Source organism: Pseudomonas bharatica (genome assembly GCF_048586865.1).
GTDB classification, from domain to species: Bacteria; Pseudomonadota; Gammaproteobacteria; order Pseudomonadales; family Pseudomonadaceae; genus Aquipseudomonas; species Aquipseudomonas bharatica.
Window position 1 is genome coordinate 135,344 of sequence record NZ_JBMAWR010000007.1, and the last position, 16,114, is coordinate 151,457.

20 protein-coding genes and 1 tRNA gene are annotated in these 16,114 nt (G+C 61.0%); 20 read left to right on the top strand and 1 reads right to left on the bottom strand.

Translation table 11 applies throughout. From position 1 onward, the window contains the following. Positions 1-635 precede the first annotated feature (635 nt). Together ACKLLE_RS11165 and ACKLLE_RS11170 are read left to right on the top strand one after the other, a co-directional pair. On the top strand, positions 636-1,061 hold the full coding sequence (locus tag ACKLLE_RS11165) for an HIT family protein (RefSeq protein ID WP_420057944.1): 426 nt from the start codon (positions 636-638) through the stop codon (positions 1,059-1,061). Positions 1,062-1,064: 3 nt separating this feature from the next. Then, positions 1,065-1,271, top strand: coding sequence for a SlyX family protein (locus ACKLLE_RS11170; protein WP_009402128.1), 207 nt, complete (start codon positions 1,065-1,067; stop codon positions 1,269-1,271). A gap of 70 nt (positions 1,272-1,341) precedes the next feature. On the opposite strand, the gene ACKLLE_RS11175 is transcribed toward ACKLLE_RS11170, so the two are convergent. Next, positions 1,342-1,932, bottom strand: coding sequence for a cold shock domain-containing protein membrane protein (locus tag ACKLLE_RS11175; protein ID WP_420057946.1), 591 nt, complete (start codon positions 1,930-1,932; stop codon positions 1,342-1,344). Between the two features lie 302 nt (positions 1,933-2,234). Between ACKLLE_RS11175 and ACKLLE_RS11180 the strand changes: the two genes are divergently transcribed. The 18 genes from ACKLLE_RS11180 (at position 2,235) to ACKLLE_RS11265 (ending at position 15,892) form a co-directional block, all read left to right on the top strand. Beyond that, positions 2,235-2,708 carry a Dps family protein gene (locus tag ACKLLE_RS11180; RefSeq protein WP_009402123.1) on the top strand — a complete coding sequence of 158 codons (474 nt, stop codon included), beginning with the start codon at positions 2,235-2,237 and terminating at the stop codon, positions 2,706-2,708. 259 nt (positions 2,709-2,967) lie between these two features. After that, positions 2,968-3,321 (top strand): ribbon-helix-helix domain-containing protein, encoded by a 354-nt coding sequence (locus ACKLLE_RS11185; RefSeq protein ID WP_009402121.1) that lies wholly within the window; start codon positions 2,968-2,970, stop codon positions 3,319-3,321. 112 nt (positions 3,322-3,433) lie between these two features. Then, positions 3,434-3,649 carry an FmdB family zinc ribbon protein gene (locus tag ACKLLE_RS11190; RefSeq protein WP_009402119.1) on the top strand — a complete coding sequence of 72 codons (216 nt, stop codon included), beginning with the start codon at positions 3,434-3,436 and terminating at the stop codon, positions 3,647-3,649. 119 nt (positions 3,650-3,768) lie between these two features. Then, positions 3,769-5,544: an aspartate--tRNA ligase gene (aspS, locus tag ACKLLE_RS11195; protein WP_064302372.1), complete on the top strand. Its 1,776-nt coding sequence runs from the start codon at positions 3,769-3,771 to the stop codon at positions 5,542-5,544. Positions 5,545-5,666: 122 nt separating this feature from the next. After that, complete coding sequence (locus tag ACKLLE_RS11200) at positions 5,667-6,413, top strand: YebC/PmpR family DNA-binding transcriptional regulator (protein WP_420057948.1); 747 nt, start codon at positions 5,667-5,669, stop codon at positions 6,411-6,413. Between the two features lie 80 nt (positions 6,414-6,493). Next, positions 6,494-7,018: a crossover junction endodeoxyribonuclease RuvC gene (gene ruvC / locus ACKLLE_RS11205; RefSeq protein WP_064302306.1), complete on the top strand. Its 525-nt coding sequence runs from the start codon at positions 6,494-6,496 to the stop codon at positions 7,016-7,018. Between the two features lie 66 nt (positions 7,019-7,084). After that, positions 7,085-7,693: a Holliday junction branch migration protein RuvA gene (gene ruvA, locus ACKLLE_RS11210; protein ID WP_064302305.1), complete on the top strand. Its 609-nt coding sequence runs from the start codon at positions 7,085-7,087 to the stop codon at positions 7,691-7,693. Continuing rightward, positions 7,694-8,746, top strand: coding sequence for a Holliday junction branch migration DNA helicase RuvB (gene ruvB / locus ACKLLE_RS11215; protein ID WP_009402109.1), 1,053 nt, complete (start codon positions 7,694-7,696; stop codon positions 8,744-8,746). A gap of 124 nt (positions 8,747-8,870) precedes the next feature. Then, positions 8,871-9,326, top strand: a complete 456-nt coding sequence (gene ybgC, locus ACKLLE_RS11220) for a tol-pal system-associated acyl-CoA thioesterase (RefSeq protein WP_420057949.1) — start codon at positions 8,871-8,873, stop codon at positions 9,324-9,326. 2 nt (positions 9,327-9,328) lie between these two features. Continuing rightward, positions 9,329-10,024, top strand: a complete 696-nt coding sequence (gene tolQ, locus ACKLLE_RS11225; protein WP_009402105.1) for a protein TolQ — start codon at positions 9,329-9,331, stop codon at positions 10,022-10,024. A 14-nt stretch (positions 10,025-10,038) separates the two neighbouring features. Then, the gene (gene tolR / locus ACKLLE_RS11230; protein ID WP_009402103.1) at positions 10,039-10,491 is read left to right on the top strand and encodes a protein TolR; all 453 of its coding nucleotides are present in this window, start codon (positions 10,039-10,041) and stop codon (positions 10,489-10,491) included. Then, positions 10,491-11,579 (top strand): cell envelope integrity protein TolA, encoded by a 1,089-nt coding sequence (tolA, locus tag ACKLLE_RS11235; RefSeq protein ID WP_009402101.1) that lies wholly within the window; start codon positions 10,491-10,493, stop codon positions 11,577-11,579. Before tolR ends, tolA begins: the two co-directional genes overlap by 1 nt. Positions 11,580-11,626: 47 nt before the next feature. Beyond that, positions 11,627-12,877, top strand: a complete 1,251-nt coding sequence (gene tolB / locus ACKLLE_RS11240) for a Tol-Pal system beta propeller repeat protein TolB (RefSeq protein WP_205346411.1) — start codon at positions 11,627-11,629, stop codon at positions 12,875-12,877. Positions 12,878-12,929: 52 nt separating this feature from the next. Continuing rightward, a complete protein-coding gene (pal, locus tag ACKLLE_RS11245; RefSeq protein WP_003178634.1) occupies positions 12,930-13,427 on the top strand; it encodes a peptidoglycan-associated lipoprotein Pal in 498 nt (165 codons plus the stop codon). A gap of 6 nt (positions 13,428-13,433) precedes the next feature. Continuing rightward, on the top strand, positions 13,434-14,261 hold the full coding sequence (gene ybgF / locus ACKLLE_RS11250; protein ID WP_420057956.1) for a tol-pal system protein YbgF: 828 nt from the start codon (positions 13,434-13,436) through the stop codon (positions 14,259-14,261). A gap of 157 nt (positions 14,262-14,418) precedes the next feature. Next, the gene (gene queE / locus ACKLLE_RS11255; protein ID WP_064302303.1) at positions 14,419-15,066 is read left to right on the top strand and encodes a 7-carboxy-7-deazaguanine synthase QueE; all 648 of its coding nucleotides are present in this window, start codon (positions 14,419-14,421) and stop codon (positions 15,064-15,066) included. A 14-nt stretch (positions 15,067-15,080) separates the two neighbouring features. Then, a complete protein-coding gene (gene queC, locus ACKLLE_RS11260; RefSeq protein ID WP_064302302.1) occupies positions 15,081-15,755 on the top strand; it encodes a 7-cyano-7-deazaguanine synthase QueC in 675 nt (224 codons plus the stop codon). Positions 15,756-15,816: 61 nt separating this feature from the next. Beyond that, positions 15,817-15,892, top strand: a tRNA-Lys gene (locus ACKLLE_RS11265). The last annotated feature ends 222 nt before the right edge of the window (positions 15,893-16,114 follow it).

A 16,114-nucleotide genomic window follows, 5' to 3' on the forward strand; every position in this document is an offset into this window, starting at 1 on the left:
CTTTACGGTCGTGTCGCAAATACTTATATCCATGTCGCAAATTACGTTCCGCGTAGGACGGATCGTACAACTCCAGCGCTGTTTCGGTCGGACCCGGGACCATGCTTCATAACCCTGGATCCGCGATCCCCAAACTCCCTGGTCGCCCGTGCAGCTGTTGTTATTTGTCGCACCCCGGCTGTGTATGCAGACGACATGCCGACCATGCCAAGGTGCAATGCAACAAGCGTGCTCAAAGCCGCCAAGTGTTGACGAAATTTTCACTTTTTCCAGTCCGGCACCGGAAAAGGTCCGAAAAACCGGGGCTCAAAGAACGCTCCGCTCTTTTGTCGGTATTTTTCTGGAATAAGGGAAAAATCGACCTCGAAGTCAGAACGTTACCGTCGCAGGGCCTTGAGTGGGTAGTTTGTGGATGTCCGGCGCTCCCCGGTAGGTCGCGAAGCGCCATTTTGGTGCGGAAAGTAGCATTTTGTTACCGATGCCCTGAAACACGGGGTGAAACGCTTCGGCGGTCCGGTTTTGCGGGCTGCTTTTCGGTGCTTCGTTGTCCGCCCGTGCCCGATACCGGTAACAGGAGTATCCTGCGCTCCTGTGTCGCGCAGGTGGGCTGCACTGAATGATGAGGAGATTGCCCCGTGTTTGCATTGGATTCGCGTCTTGAACAAGACACTTTCGCATTGGGGGACTTTCCTCTTTGCCGTTTGTTACTTAGTAAGGATGCTAACTATCCCTGGTTCATCCTGGTGCCCCGTCGCCCTGGCATCAGTGAAATATTTCAATTGGATGACAGTGACCGCCTGCAACTTTGGAAGGAAACCGATTTCCTGAGTAAAAAGCTTGGGGAATGTTTTGCCGCAGACAAGATGAATGTGGCCGCGCTGGGTAATGTCGTCAGCCAGCTACATATGCATGTGATCGTTCGCCGTCGTAATGACGCTGCATGGCCGGCGCCGGTTTGGGGGCAAAAACCTGCAATCGGATATACGGCCGATCAGTTGAATGAAGTCCGCCAGCGCATCGCGGCAGTACTGGGTGATGACTTCCGGTTCGTGGAGGCTTGAGCAATGAACCTTGAAGAGCGGGTAATGGAGTTGGAGAGTCGTCTGGCCTTCCAGGATGACACGTTGCTGGCCCTGAACGATGTGATCGTCGAGCAGCAGCGTGTCGTGGAGCGCCTGCAGTTGCAGATGGCCGCCCTGCTCAAACGCTATGAGGAGGTGATGGGGCAATATGGGGCAGGCGAAGAGGAAGCGCCGCCGCCGCATTACTGAAGTTTCCTCCATGAAAAAGCCGCGACAGCCTACAAGGCTTCGCGGCTTTTTCGTTTGCAGCGGTCAGTGATCAGCGGCGAGGTGCAGCGATCACGTCTTCGGCCTGCAGCCCCTTGTCCCGATTCATGACCGAGAACTCGACACGCTGGCCTTCGACCAATACCCGGTGGCCTTCGCCGCGAATCGCGCGGAAGTGCACGAAGATATCGTCTCCCGAGTCCCGGGAAATGAAGCCGAAGCCCTTGGACGTGTTGAACCACTTTACCGTGCCGGTATCGCGGTTGCTCATGTCGTACTGGGTGTTGCCGGTGCTGCGGGCCTTGGGCTGGCTCATGAAGCCGGCACCGAGGTGAAGCACCGCGGCGAGCAGCGCAACCAGCAGGGCGGCGAGGGCATCCATGTCGGGCAACGCCAGCAGCGCCAGCGCCTGCAGGATCACTGCAAGCACCAGGAATACGCTGGCGGCGATCCGCAGATACTGGCGTACGCCCTTGTAGTACTGCGGAACGATCGGGGCAAGGATCAGGTTGGCCAGGCCCAGGAGTGCCAGGTAGATGGCGTCGGGTTGTTGCAGGTAGGGCGTGGTATCGGCCCTGAGGCTGGGTATGAAGGACAGCAGCAAGGCAGCTGCGCCCGTCAGGAGGTGGACGATCTTGAACATGTTGGTTTGGCTCGCATCATTATTCAGGCGGATCACAGTAAGAGCTGGAACCACGGTGCGCGGTACATGGAAAAAGCGCAAAAGCGTGGCGTTTCCAGCCTATGCGCCATGGCGCTGAGACTTGGCCATGGCGGCACGCCGTCTATTTAACCGCAAAGCCCGGGGCTTCTCAAATCAGCGGGACGCCCGGCTCGCGAGGCCTGCAGCGCTGTGTCGCGGGGTCTGGGCTGCGCGCTGTGAAAACTCTTGATACAGTGACACCAGAGCGTTTGAACCGAAAAATCAGAGGAAGGAATTTTCAGATGGCAATCGATATCGGAATCAGCCAAGAAGATCGCAAGTCCATTGCCGACGGCCTGTCCCGCCTGCTTGCCGACACCTACGTGCTGTACCTGAAGACCCACAACTTCCATTGGAACGTGACCGGTCCCAGCTTCCGCACCCTGCACCTGATGTTCGAAGAGCAGTACAACGAACTGGCGCTGGCCGTCGACTCGATCGCCGAGCGGATCCGTGCCCTGGGCTTCCCGGCCCCCGGCACCTATGCCCAGTACCTGCGCCTGGCCTCGATCAAGGAAACCGAAGGTGTGCCGAGCTCGGACGAGATGATCAAGTACCTGGTCGAAGGCCAGGAGGCCGTTGTGCGCACCGCCCGCAGCCTGTTTCCGTTGACCGACAAGGTCAGCGACGAGCCGACCGCCGATCTGCTGACCCAGCGCATGCAGGTCCACGAGAAGACTGCATGGATGCTGCGCGTCCTGCTCGAAGAGAAATGATTCACGGCTGACCTGTCCAGGTTAAGCACAAAACCCGGCGTCCTCGAAAAGGCGCCGGGTTTTTTGTGCCTGCCGGCCACGTTTCGCAAGGCCTGGAAGCGTTTTCTCCGGTTATCCGATAGGCCGCGGTTTGCTGATGCCTCCTACATCACGAGGGCGGTCGTCTGCTAGTGCAGCCGGATCCATCGGCGCTTCATGACGGGACGTGCGCGGTGCCTTCGCCCGCGCTTTCCTTCCTGTCCTGGTGAGTGGTGTGGCAATGTCCCGATCCCTGAATCAGAGCCTGTGCAAGCCCGGCGAGCCGCGGGGCATCGATATCGACCCGTTCGAGTCGGATTTCAACATGCAACTGGCCCAGCCCTTGTCGCGCTCGGTGCGACTGAACGGTTTCGCAACCTGCCTGCGCCTGGAAAACATCTATTGGGCCGTGCTGGAGCGGATTGCCCGGGCCAACGGCTGCACGGTCAACTCGGTGCTGTCCCATGTCGACCGGGAGGTTCATCTGCGCCATGGCGGGGTCAAGAACTTCAGCGGGCTGGTGCGGGTCATCTGCGTGGTGTTCCTGCTCAATGCGGCCGACGAGGCGGACGAGGAGGGCGATCCGGTCCGATGACCGTTCGCCACGCAGGTGTCGTCCGTGGGCTGCACAGCCCCGGCTAACCATATATAATCCCGCTTTTTACTGCGTGGCGCGGTCCGCGCAGGACTCACCCGAGATACACCTCATGCCTCTGTACGACTATCAATGCGGTTCCTGCAGCCACCAGATGGAAGTGCTGCAGAAAATCAGCGCGGCGCCGCTGACCGACTGTCCCGCCTGCCAGCAGCCCGAACTGAAAAAGGTCCTGTCCGCCCCCGGTTTTCGCCTGAGCGGCAAGGGCTGGTATGAAACCGATTTCAAGACCGGTGCGAAAAAGAATCTGGCCGGCAACGGCGACTGAGTTGAACTGTACTGCCCGGGTCTTGCACTATTGACCCTTTGCGGCCGACAGGGCCCGTACCCATCGTACAAGCCCGGGCCTGAACGAATTCACGAATGACGAGAAGCGAAACCACCATCATGATGCGCAGCCACTATTGCGGCCAACTGAACGAGAGCCTGGACGGTCAGGAAATCACCCTTTGCGGCTGGGTTCATCGTCGTCGCGACCACGGCGGGGTGATCTTCCTCGATATCCGCGATCGCGAAGGCATGGCCCAGGTCGTGTTCGATCCTGATCGCGCCGACAGCTTCGCCGCCGCCGATCGCGTGCGCAGCGAGTATGTGGTGAAAATCACCGGCCGCGTGCGCCTGCGTCCTGCCGGCGCGGTCAACCCGAACATGGCGTCGGGCGCCATCGAAGTGCTGGGCTACGACCTTGAAGTGCTGAACGAAGCGGAAACCCCGCCGTTCCCGCTGAACGAATACTCCGACGTCGGCGAGGAAACCCGCCTGCGCTATCGCTTCATCGACCTGCGCCGTCCGGAGATGGCTGAGAAACTGCGCCTGCGTTCGCGCATCACTTCGAGCATCCGCCGGTTCCTCGACGAGAACGGTTTCCTCGACGTCGAAACGCCGATCCTGACCCGCGCCACCCCGGAAGGTGCACGCGACTACCTGGTACCGAGCCGTACCCACGCCGGCAGCTTCTTCGCCCTGCCGCAATCGCCGCAGCTGTTCAAGCAGTTGCTGATGGTCGCCGGCTTCGACCGTTACTACCAGATCGCCAAGTGCTTCCGTGACGAAGACCTGCGTGCCGACCGCCAGCCCGAGTTCACCCAGATCGACATCGAGACCAGCTTCCTCGATGAGTCCGAGATCATGGGCCTGACCGAAAGCATGATCCGCAAGCTGTTCAAGGAAGTCCTGGACCTGGAATTCGGCGAATTCCCGCACATGACCTTCGAGGAAGCCCAGCGCCGCTATGGCTCCGACAAGCCTGACCTGCGTATCCCGCTGGAACTGGTCGATGTCGCCGACCAGTTGAAGGATGTCGATTTCAAGGTGTTCGCCGGCCCGGCCAACGATCCGAAGTGCCGCGTTACCGCCCTGCGCCTGCCTGGCGGCGCGAGCATGCCGCGCAGCAAGATCGACGAGTACACCCGGTTCGTCGGCATCTACGGTGCCAAGGGCCTGGCCTATATCAAGGTCAACGAGCGCGCCAAGGGCGTCGAAGGCCTGCAGTCGCCGATCGTCAAGAACATTCCCGAGGCCAACCTGAACGTGATCCTGGATCGCGTCGGCGCGGTCGATGGCGACATCGTCTTCTTCGGTGCCGACAAGACCAAGATCGTCAGCGAGGCCCTGGGTGCGCTGCGTATCAAGCTGGGTGCCGACTTCAACCTGTACACCTGCGAGTGGGCGCCGATGTGGGTCGTCGACTTCCCGATGTTCGAGGAAAACGAAGACGGCAGTTTCACTGCGCTGCACCACCCGTTCACCGCACCGAAGTGCACCCCGCAAGAGCTGGAAGCCAACCCGGCTACCGCGCTGTCCCGCGCTTACGACATGGTGCTGAACGGTACCGAGCTGGGTGGCGGTTCGATCCGTATCCATCGCAAGGAAATGCAACAGGCGGTATTCCGTCTGCTGGGTATCGAGGCGGCGGAACAGGAAGAGAAATTCGGCTTCCTGCTCGACGCCCTGAAGTTCGGCGCACCGCCACACGGCGGCCTGGCCTTCGGTCTGGACCGCCTGGTCATGCTGATGACCGGCGCCCAGTCGATCCGTGAAGTGATTGCTTTCCCGAAAACCCAGAGCGCTGCCTGCGTCATGACCCAGGCCCCTGGCCTGGTCGATGCCAAGGCGCTGCGCGAGCTGCACATTCGCCTGCGTGAGCAGCAGAAGGCCGAGTAAGCCGGTCTGAAAGGCGCATCCCACGGGATGCGTCTTTGCTTTAAGGCACCCCGATTCAGTCGTGTCTTCCGCATCGGGCGGGAAGGCACTTGATTTTGTTTCAAGGATTTTTGGAGTCAGTTATGGCGGGTCATTCCAAGTGGGCGAACATCAAGCACCGCAAAGAGCGCCAGGATGCCAAGAGAGGCAAGATCTTCACCAAGTGGATTCGTGAGCTGACCGTCGCTGCCAAGCAGGGCGGTGGCGATCCTTCGTCCAACCCGCGTCTGCGCCTGGCGCTGGACAAGGCGCTGGGTGCGAACATGAGCCGCGACATCATCGACCGTGCCATCGCCCGTGGCGCTGGCACTGCCGAAGCGGACAACGTCGAGGAACTGAGCTACGAGGGCTACGGCCCGGGCGGCGTGGCGATCATGGTCGAGGCCATGACCGACAACCGCAACCGGACCGCAGCGGCCGTGCGTCATGCCTTCAGCAAGTGCGGCGGCAACCTCGGTACCGACGGCTCCGTCGCCTACCTGTTCGAACGCAAGGGGCAGATCAGCTTCGGCGAAGGCGTCGATGAAGACGCCCTGATGGAAGCGGCAATGGAAGCCGACGCCGATGACGTGGTCAGCAATGGCGACGGCTCCTTCGATGTGTTCACCTCGTTCGCCAGCTTCTATGCCGTGCGCAGCGCCCTGGAAGCCGCGGGCTTCAAGGCCTCTGACGCGGAAATCGTGATGCAGCCGACCACCAGCGCCGAGCTGGACCTGGACGGTGCGCAGAAGGTACTGAAGCTGATCGACATGCTGGAAGACCTGGACGACGTGCAAAACGTCTATTCCAATGCTGAAATTCCTGACGAGATCATGGAACAGCTCGGCTAAGGTTGTTCTGCATTGTCCGAGGCCGGTCCCGCCCTGGAGGCGGGGCCGGCTTTTTGTATGTGCAACACGGCGCAGGTGCAATGACTCTGATTCTTGGTATCGACCCCGGCTCGCGGATAACCGGTTACGGTGTGGTTCGCCATACCGGACGCGGCTGCGAGTACGTGGCGTCGGGATGTATCCGCACGGGCAGCGGCGAGCTGCATGAGCGCCTGCACATCGTTTTTCGTGGCGTGAGCGAGATCATCCGTCAGCATGGCCCGGTAACCATGGGCATCGAGCGGGTGTTCATGGCCCGCAACGCCGACTCTGCGCTCAAGCTCGGCCAGGCCCGGGGCGCGGCCATAGTCGCGGCGGCCGAGGCCGGGCTGGAAATTGCCGAATACACGGCCAGCCAGGTCAAGCAGGCGGTGGCCGGCAGTGGCGGCGCGAACAAGGAGGCGGTGCAGATGATGGTCATGCATCTGCTCAAGCTGACGCAGAAGCCACAGATCGATGCCTCCGACGCCCTGGCCATCGCCCTGTGTCACGCCCATACCCGTTCCAGCCTGGTGCCGCACGGCCTGGGTGTGGCGCGCAGTCGCAACGGACGGCTGCGTCTCTGATAGCATCCCTGCTTTATATAGAAGCGCCGCCGGTTGACCGCGGCGCTCACGAGAAAGGATCCGAGCGTGATTGGACGTTTGCGCGGCACCCTGGTTGAAAAGCAGCCGCCGCACCTGATTGTCGACATCAATGGCCTCGGCTACGAGCTGGAAGTGCCGATGACGACCCTCTATCGCCTGCCGAAGGTGGGGGAAACCGTAACCTTGCACACGCACCTGATCGTGCGCGAGGATGCCCACCTGCTTTATGGCTTCTTTGAAAAGCGCGAGCGGGAGCTGTTCCGCGAATTGATCCGGCTCAATGGCGTCGGTCCCAAGCTGGCCCTGGCGCTGATGTCCGGCCTGGATGTCGATGAACTGGTGCGCTGTGTCCAGGCGCAGGATGCGTCGGCCTTGGTCAAGGTGCCGGGAGTCGGCAAGAAAACCGCCGAGCGTCTGCTGGTCGAGCTGAAGGATCGCTTCAAGGCCTGGGAGACGGTGCCGAGCATGTTCCAGCTGGTGCCGAATGGTCCTGCGCCACTGGCGACCGTATCCAGCGCCGAAGCCGACGCGGTCAGCGCCCTGATTTCCCTGGGCTACAAACCCCAGGAGGCCAGCCGCGCGGTGGCCGCCGTGGATGCCAAGGGCCTGAGCAGCGAAGAGCTGATCCGGCGCAGCCTGAAAGGGATGATTTAAGTGATCGAAGCCGACCGTTTGATAACCGCCACCGGGCGCGACCGGGAAGAAGTCCAGGACCGGGCGATACGCCCGCTGCGCCTGGCCGAATACATCGGCCAGCCGGTGGTGCGCGAGCAGATGGCGCTGTTCATCCAGGCCGCGCGCAACCGTAGCGAATCTCTCGACCATACCCTGATCTTCGGCCCGCCGGGGTTGGGCAAGACCACCCTGGCCAATATCATCGCCCAGGAAATGGGCGTGTCGATCAAGAGCACGTCCGGGCCGATCCTGGAGCGTCCGGGCGACCTGGCCGCGCTGCTGACCAATCTCGAACCGCACGACGTGCTGTTCATCGACGAGATCCATCGCCTGTCGCCGGTGGTCGAGGAAGTGCTGTATCCAGCCATGGAAGACTTCCAGCTGGACATCATGATCGGCGAAGGGCCTGCGGCGCGCTCGATCAAGCTCGACCTGCCGCCATTCACCCTGGTCGGCGCCACCACCCGTGCCGGGATGCTGACCAATCCGCTGCGTGACCGATTCGGTATCGTCCAGCGTCTTGAGTTCTACAGCAACGCCGACCTGGCCACCATCGTCAGCCGTTCCGGCGGCATTCTCGGGCTGCCCATCGAGGAAGAGGGCGCCTTCGAAATTGCCCGCCGTGCCCGTGGAACGCCGCGGATCGCCAACCGTTTGTTGCGCAGGGTGCGCGATTACGCCGAAGTGCGCGGCAAGGGCGAGATCACCAAGGGCGTGGCGGATATGGCGCTGAACCTGCTGGATGTCGACGAGCGTGGCTTCGATCATCAGGACCGCCGCCTGTTGCTGACCATGATAGAGAAGTTCGATGGCGGCCCGGTAGGCGTGGACAGCCTGGCGGCGGCGATCAGCGAGGAACGCCACACCATCGAGGATGTGCTGGAGCCCTATCTGATCCAGCAGGGCTACATCATGCGTACGCCCCGGGGGCGGGTGGTGACCCGTCATGCCTATCTGCACTTCGGTCTGAACATTCCGAAACAGTTGGGTGAAGCATCCGGTAGCGATTTTTCTGATTCGGATGATGCGTGACAGATTTATCTTGCGGATTTGTGGTCCTAATCGCCGACTGGCCGTGACGGCGCTAGCAATACGACATGATCCGCAAAAACAGTTGGTTGGGCGGATTGGCAAGCTGAGGAGTTAGCACTAGAGTATGCGCGCGCAAAATGGGGTCGAGCCGTTCGCACATCGCTGTCGCGTTTATTACGAGGACACCGATGCGGGCGGCGTGGTGTATTACGTCAATTATCTGAAATTCATGGAGCGCGCCCGCACCGAAAGGCTGCGCGACCTGGGCTTTGCCCAGTCGCAACTGGCGCAGCAGAACACCTTGTTCGTGGTTCACTCCAGCGAAGCGCGCTACCACGCGCCGGCACGACTGGACGACGAATTGCGGGTGACCGCGCAAGTGCTTGAATTGAACCGTGCCAGCCTGCGCTTCGTGCAGCAGGTCTGGCGCGAAAGTGATGCAACGCTGCTCTGCGAAGGGCAGTTCCTGGTGGCCTGTGTGCGCGCCGATACCTTCAAACCCCGGGCTATTCCCCCCGAACTGCGAGCGGCCTTCGTCGAGGCGGGCAGTCCGGGCATTCATTCAAAGGCAGGAGATTAAGCGTGGAAGCTAACGTCGTCGACCATACCTCCATGTGGAGCCTGGTCAGCAATGCCAGCATCGTGGTGCAGCTGGTCATGCTGGCACTGGTTGCCGCATCGGTGACTTCATGGATCATGATTTTTCAGCGCAGCACCATGCTGCGCGCCGGTCGTCGTGCCCTGGACAGCTTCGAAGAGCGCTTCTGGTCGGGTATCGACCTGTCCAAGCTGTATCGCCAGGCCGGGAGCAACCCCGATCCGGATTCCGGGGTCGAGCAGGTCTTCCGTGCCGGCTTCAAGGAGTTCTCCCGTCTGCGCCAGCAGCCGGGCGTGGATCCTGACGCGGTGATGGAAGGCGTCGGTCGTGCCATGCGCGTGGCCATCTCCCGCGAGGAAGAAAAACTCGAGCAGAGCCTGCCGTTCCTCGCCACCGTCGGCTCCACCAGCCCGTACATCGGCCTGTTCGGTACCGTCTGGGGCATCATGAACTCCTTCCGTGGCCTGGCCTCGGCACAACAGGCCACCCTGGCCACCGTTGCCCCGGGCATCGCCGAAGCGTTGATCGCCACCGCGATCGGCCTGTTCGCCGCGATTCCGGCGGTTATCGCCTACAACCGTTTCTCTGCCCGCAGTGAAGTGCTGATCGGTCGCTACTACACGTTCGCCGACGAGTTCCAGGCCATCCTGCACCGCAAAGTGCACACCAGCGAAGAGTGATCAGGTAGACACCCATGGCCCGAGTTCGCCAGAAACGCAAGCCGGTCGCCGAGATGAACGTGGTGCCCTACATCGATGTGATGTTGGTACTGCTGGTCATCTTCATGGTCACCGCACCCATGCTCAACCAGGGCGTGAAGGTCGATCTGCCCAAGGTTTCCAGCGAAGCCTTGCCGCAGGACAACAACGTCCAGGTCCTGACCATTTCGATCAAGGCCGACAAAACCTACTACTGGAACCTTGGCAGCGAAGTCGACACGGACAAGCAGATGGACAAGGCCATGACCTTGCCGCAAATGACCGACGCGGTGACCAAGATCATCGCCGCCGGCCGTGATCAGGGCAAACAGACCCAGGTCTTCATCCGTGGCGACAAGGCTGTCGACTATGGTGCGGTAATGGGCGCCATGGGCGGGTTGCAGAAGGCCGGTGTCGGTAACGTTGGCCTGATTACCGAGGCGCCCTGATGCAACAGCGAGAGCCATCCGCCTCGGAAAGCTACTTCTGGCCCAGCATCTGGGCCATCGCGCTGCACGTCCTGGTGTTCGGCATGCTGTTCGTCAGCTTCGCCATGACCCCTGAACTGCCGCCGTCCAAGCCTATCGTCCAGGCTACCCTGTACCAGCTGAAATCCAAGAGTCAGGCCACTACCCAGACCAATCAGAAGATTGCCGGGGAAGCGAAGAAGACCGCTTCGCGCCAAACCGAAGAAGAACAGATGGAGCAGAAGAAGGTCGAGCAGCAGAAACAGGAGGCTGTGAAGGCCGCGGAACAAAAGAAAGAAGAGGCGGCTCAAAAGGCCGAGGAAGCGCGCGCGGCTGCAGAAGCGAAGAAGGCCGAGCAGGCCAAGGCGGCTGACGAGGCGAAGAAGGCCGAGGCGGCGAAGAAAGCCGAGGAAGCCAAGAAGGCCGAAGAGAAGCAGCTCGCCGATATAGCCAAGAAGAAGGCCGAGGACGAAGCCAAGAAAAAGGCTGAAGAAGAGGCGAAGAAGCAAGCGGCTGAAGAGGCCAAGAAAAAAGCAGCCGAGGACGCCAAGAAGAAGGCCGCCGAGGACGCGAAGAAAAAAGCGGCCGCCGCCGAAGAGGCGAAGAAGAAGGCAGCCGAGGAAGCGAAGAAGAAAGCAGCAGCCGACGCGGCCAAGAAAAAGGCCACCGAGGCAGCCCGCAAGGCGGCGGAAGACAAGAAAGCCCAGGCCCTGGCCGAGCTGCTGTCCGACACCACCGAGCGCCAGCAGGCACTGGCGGACGAGCAGGGCGACCAGGTCGCCGGCGACTTCGACGACCTGATCCGGGCGCGGGCAGCCGAAGGCTGGGCGCGACCACCTTCTGCGCGCAAGAACATGACAGTGGTCCTGCAGATCAACATGTTGCCCGATGGCACCATCACCAACGTCAGCGTCGCACGCTCCAGTGGTGACGGTCCGTTCGACAGCTCCGCCGTGGCGGCTGTCAAGAACATCGGGCGCCTGACCGAAATGCAGGGTTTGAAACCGAGCGAATTCAATCCGTATCGTTCATTCAAGATGACATTCACACCTGAGGACCTAGCCTTGTGATTAACCTTCTTAGAGGACTGCTGGTCGTTCTCTGCTGTGCAGCAGGGATGGCCAACGCAGAAGAAAAGAACATTCTGGTGACCAGCGGCAGCGACCGGGCCACCCCGATCGCCGTAGTGCCTTTCGGTCTGCAGGGCGGCAGCGTCCTGCCCGAGGACATGGCCGACATCATCGGCAATGACCTGCGCAACTCGGGTTACTACTCGCCGATTCCGCGGCAGAACATGATCAGCCAGCCGAGCCAGGCCAGCGAAGTCATCTTCCGCGACTGGAAAGCGCTGGGTGCGCAGTACGTGATGGTCGGCAGCATCGTGCCGGCGGGCGGTCGCCTGCAGGTGCAGTACGCGCTGTTCAACGTTGCCACCGAGCAGCAAGTGCTGACCGGCAGCGTTTCGGGCACCGTCGACCAGTTGCGCGACATGTCCCACTACATCGCCGACCAGTCGTTCGAGAAACTCACCGGCATCAAGGGCGCGTTCTCGACCCGCATGCTCTACGTGACGGCCGAGCGTTTCTCCGCCAACAGCACCCGCTACACCCTTCAGCGCTCCGACTACGACGGCGCTCGTGCTGTGACCCTGCTGCAATCCCGCGAGCCGATCCTGTCGCCACGCTTCGCGCCGGATGGCAAGCGCATCGCCTATGTGTCCTTCGAGCAGCGTCGCCCGCGTATCTTCGTGCAGCACATCGATACCGGCCGCCGCGAGCAGATCACCAACTTCGAAGGCCTGAACGGTGCTCCGGCCTGGTCGCCTGACGGCAACCGCCTGGCGTTCGTGCTGTCGCGCGACGGCAACCCGGAGATCTACGTGATGGACATGGGCTCGCGCCAGCTGACCCGTGTGACCAACAACCCGGCCATCGACACCGAGCCTTTCTTCGGCAAGGATGGTTCGACCCTGTACTTCACTTCGGACCGTGGCGGCAAGCCGCAAATCTACAAGACTACTATCGGCAGCGGCGGCGCCGAGCGCGTGACTTTCGTCGGCAACTACAACGCCAACCCGAAACTTTCGGCGGATGAAAAGACTCTGGTGATGATCCACCGCCAGGACGGTTTCACCAACTTCAAAGTGGCTGCGCAAGACCTGCAGCGCGGCAGTGTAAAGATCCTCACGGATACCAACCTTGATGAGTCTCCCACTGTTGCGCCAAACGGCACCATGCTAATCTACGCCACCCGCCAGCAGGGCCGGGGAGTCTTGATGCTCGTCTCTCTCAATGGACGCGTGAGGCTCCCGCTTCCTACCGCTCAAGGCGAAGTCAGAGAACCGTCCTGGTCCCCTTACCTGAACTGATGCGGCGATACACGTTTTACTTAACACACTGGGGTTCATTAGGAGTTTCACGATGGAAATGCTGAAGTTTGGTAAGTTTGCTGCGCTGGCTCTGGCCATGGCCGTAGCTGTAGGTTGCTCCTCGAAAGGCGGTGACAACGCTGGCGAAGGCGCTGTTGATCCAAACGCTGGCTATGGCGCCAACACCGGTGCTGTCGACGGCAGCCTGAGCGAAGAAGCTGCTCTGCGCGCAATCACCACCTTCTACTTCGAATACGACAGCTCGGACCTGAAGCCAGAAGCCATGCGCGCCCTGGACGTTCACGCCAAGGACCTGAAAGCCAACGGCGCTCGCGTCGTCCTGGAAGGCAACACCGACGAGCGCGGTACTCGCGAGTACAACATGGCTCTGGGCGAGCGTCGTGCCAAGGCCGTTCAGCGCTACCTGGTGCTGCAAGGCGTTTCCCCAGCCCAGCTGGAACTGGTTTCCTACGGCGAAGAGCGTCCAGTTGCCACCGGCAACGACGAGCAGTCCTGGGCTCAAAACCGTCGCGTCGAACTGCGTAAGTAATTCGATATGCGAGCGTGCCGTCGTGCTGTAACCGTCCTGGCTCTCGCCCTGCCTCTCATGGCAGCGGCCGAGGTTCCTGTTGTCGATGACAATGCTGGTGGATATAACGGCGCAAGCAGTTATCCGCCGGCAGGTTACGGTACGAACGGCGCCTACGCCGGGGGAGGGGTTTCGACCCCTGCCTCGGCGCAGGGCCAGCTTTTCATGCAGTTGCAACAAATGCAGGAACAGATCGATCGGCAGCAGAACACCATCGAGATCCTGCAGAATGAAGTATCCCGCCTGAAACAGGAGGGCCTGGAGCGTTACCAGGACCTGGATCGGCGTATCTCAAGCGGCGCGGCTCCGGCTCCGTCTGCAACCCCCGAGAATTCCGCTGACGGTGGCGCGACTGCGCCAGCCGCCGGCAACACTGCGGCAGCGGCCAACCAGCCGGCCGCAAGCAGCGAACCGGGTGATCCGGCGAAGGAAAAGCTGTACTACGATGCGGCGTTCGACCTGATCAAGGCCAAGGATTTCGACAAAGCCGCCCAGGCGTTCAATGCCTTCCTGCGCAAGTACCCGAACAGCCAGTATGCTGGCAACGCCCAATACTGGCTGGGTGAAGTGAACCTGGCCAAAGGCGACCTGCAAGGCGCAGGCCAGGCCTTCGCCAAGGTCAGCCAGCTGTATCCGAAGCACAACAAGGTGCCGGACTCGCTGTACAAGCTGGCCGACGTGGAGCGTCGTCTCGGTCATACCGATCGGGTCAAGGGCATCCTGCAGCAGGTGGTGACCCAGTATCCTGGTACTTCGGCTGCCCAGCTCGCCCAACGCGACCTGCAGAAGCTCTGAATCACAGCGTTTGAAAGAAACCCGCGCCTGTCGCGGGTTTTTTCGTTAGAATCTGCCCCCTTTTATTGAAACGCTGCCGCGAATAACGCTATGTCGAGTTCGCGGCGGTGCCTGACGGAGGCGGACAGCCTGTTCAGCTGTCCAGCCCGTGGCGACTATGCAAGACACATTACGCATCACCGAAGTCTTTTACTCTTTGCAGGGTGAAACGCGCACCGCTGGGCTGCCCACGGTATTCGTGCGTCTCACCGGCTGTCCGCTGCGCTGCCAGTACTGCGACAGCGCCTACGCCTTCAGTGGCGGCACTCTTCGCACCCTCGACTCGCTGCTGGAGCAGGTCGCCAGCTATCGCCCGCGCTACGTGTGTGTAACGGGTGGCGAGCCACTGGCCCAGCCGAACGTCATTCCCCTGCTGAAGCAGCTGTGTGACGCCGGCTACGAGGTCTCCCTGGAAACCAGTGGTTCGATGGATATCTCCGCCGTCGATGAGCGGGTCAGTCGCGTGGTGGACCTGAAGACCCCTGGTTCCGCCGAAGTCCACCGCAACCGCTACGAGAACATCGAACTGCTGACCGCCAACGACCAGGTCAAGTTCGTGCTTTGCTCGCGGGAGGACTACGACTGGGCGGTGTCCAAGCTGATCCAGTACGGGCTCGACAAGCGTGCCGGCGAAGTGCTGTTCTCGCCCAGCCACCATGAACTGAACGTCACTGATCTGGCTGACTGGATCGTCGCCGACAACCTGCCGGTTCGCTTGCAGATGCAGTTGCACAAACTGCTCTGGAACGATGAGCCGGGACGCTGAGAGGAGCTTCTGCAATGACTGAGAAACGTGCGGTAATTCTGCTGTCCGGCGGGCTGGATTCGGCCACTGTGGTCGCCATGGCAAAGGCCGAGGGCTACCAGTGCTACACCATGAGCTTCGATTACGGCCAGCGCCACCGCGCCGAGCTGGATGCCGCCGCCCGGGTCGCCCGTGACCTGGGTGTGGTGGAGCATAAGGTGATCGGCCTGAATCTCAACGGTATCGGCGGTTCGGCACTGACCGATAGCAGCATCGATGTTCCTGAGGCTCCCAGTGAAGGCATTCCGGTAACCTACGTGCCGGCGCGCAACACGGTGTTCCTGTCCCTGGCCCTAGGCTGGGCGGAAGTGCTGGAGGCACGGGATATCTTCATCGGTGTCAACGCCGTGGATTATTCCGGCTACCCTGACTGCCGTCCCGAGTTCGTCGAAGCCTTCGAGCGCATGGCCAACCTGGCGACCAAGGCTGGTGTGGAAGGGCAGGGGTTCCGCATCCAGGCTCCCTTGCAGAACCTCAGCAAGGCACAAATCGTCCAGGCGGGAATAGCACGAGGAGTGGATTACAGCCTCACCGTGTCCTGCTACCAGGCGGACGATGACGGACGTGCCTGCGGCAAGTGCGATAGCTGCCGTCTGCGTGCCGAAGGCTTCGCAGCGGCCGGTATTCAGGACCCGACGCGATATTTTTAAATTATTTTGCGATGGGGTGTTGATTTCCCGTTAGAAATCAGTATTATACGCGCCATCCAACGGGTCGTTAGCTCAGTTGGTAGAGCAGTTGGCTTTTAACCAATTGGTCGTAGGTTCGAATCCTACACGACCCACCATTTTCACAGCGGTTTATGTACCAGGAAGTAAAGGCCCGTAAGAGCCGATCTGGTCATGCTGCTGCCTGGAGCGAACCTTAGGCACGCTTCAGTGTGATGTAGATATGAAATAGCCCGCAGCCGTTACTGGTTTGCGGGCTTTTTTGTTGGCTGGCCGCTGCCGATGAATAGATTCCTGGGCACTTTCACCACCCATCCGCATGGGCGAATTGACCCGCATCG